Consider the following 1555-nt stretch of genomic DNA (forward strand, 5'->3'; position numbering starts at 1 on the left):
ACAGCGGGACCGCGGCTTCGGGGTTCCTTTGATGGGCCCGGGTTTCGCCCCGACCCTCCGCGTTCCGCGGGGGCGGCAGGGGTGTTTTTCACCGGGCCGTGTCAGGGTTCAGACCTTTGATGGAGAGTTTGATCCTGGCTCAGGACGAACGCTGGCGGCGTGCTTAACACATGCAAGTCGAGCGGTAAGGCCCTTCGGGGTACACGAGCGGCGAACGGGTGAGTAACACGTGAGCAACCTGCCCCCGACTCGGGGATAAGCCGGGGAAACCCGGTCTAATACCCGATAGGACATCCGGCCGCATGGCCGGGTGTGGAAAGTTTTCTCGGTCGGGGAGGGGCTCGCGGCCTATCAGCTTGTTGGTGGGGTGAAGGCCTACCAAGGCGATTACGGGTAGCCGGCCTGAGAGGGCGACCGGCCACACTGGGACTGAGACACGGCCCAGACTCCTGCGGGAGGCAGCAGTGGGGAATCTTGCGCAATGGGCGAAAGCCTGACGCAGCGACGCCGCGTGGGGGATGACGGCCTTCGGGTTGTAAACCTCTTTTACCACTGACGCAGGCCCCGGTTTCTGCCGGGGTTGACGGTAGGTGGGGAATAAGGACCGGCCAACTACGTGCCAGCAGCCGCGGTAATACGTAGGGTCCGAGCGTTGTCCGGAATTATTGGGCGTAAAGAGCTCGTAGGCGGCGTGTCGCGTCTGCTGTGCAAGTCCGGGGCTTAACCCCGGTTTTGCAGTGGATACGGGCATGCTTGAGGTAGGTAGGGGAGACTGGAATTCCTGGTGTAGCGGTGAAATGCGCAGATATCAGGAGGAACACCGGTGGCGAAGGCGGGTCTCTGGGCCTTACCTGACGCTGAGGAGCGAAAGCGTGGGGAGCGAACAGGATTAGATACCCTGGTAGTCCACGCTGTAAACGTTGGGCGCTAGGTGTGGGGACTTTCCACGGTTTCCGTGCCGTAGCTAACGCATTAAGCGCCCCGCCTGGGGAGTACGGCCGCAAGGCTAAAACTCAAAGGAATTGACGGGGGCCCGCACAAGCGGCGGAGCATGTTGCTTAATTCGACGCAACGCGAAGAACCTTACCAAGGTTTGACATCGCCGGTAATCCCGCGGAGACGCGGGGTCCTTTTGGGATCGGTGACAGGTGGTGCATGGCTGTCGTCAGCTCGTGTCGTGAGATGTTGGGTTAAGTCCCGCAACGAGCGCAACCCTTGTTCCATGTTGCCAGCACGTGATGGTGGGGACTCATGGGAGACTGCCGGGGTCAACTCGGAGGAAGGTGGGGATGACGTCAAGTCATCATGCCCCTTATGTCTTGGGCTGCAAACATGCTACAATGGCCGGTACAGTGGGCGTGCGATGCCGTGAGGTGGAGCGAATCCCTAAAAGCCGGTCTCAGTTCGGATTGGGGTCTGCAACTCGACCCCATGAAGGTGGAGTCGCTAGTAATCGCGGATCAGCAACGCCGCGGTGAATACGTTCCCGGGCCTTGTACACACCGCCCGTCACGTCATGAAAGTCGGCAACACCCGAAACTTGCGGCCTAACCCC

The 1555-nt window shown here is 60.8% G+C and carries 1 rRNA gene; it reads left to right on the forward strand.

Features of this window, described 5'->3' with window-relative positions:
- Positions 1-116 precede the first annotated feature (116 nt).
- Positions 117-1555 (forward strand): 16S ribosomal RNA (locus RM446_RS24580); the annotation flags it as partial.

Source organism: Streptomonospora wellingtoniae, assembly GCF_031845375.1.
GTDB lineage: Bacteria > Actinomycetota > Actinomycetes > Streptosporangiales > Streptosporangiaceae > Streptomonospora > Streptomonospora wellingtoniae.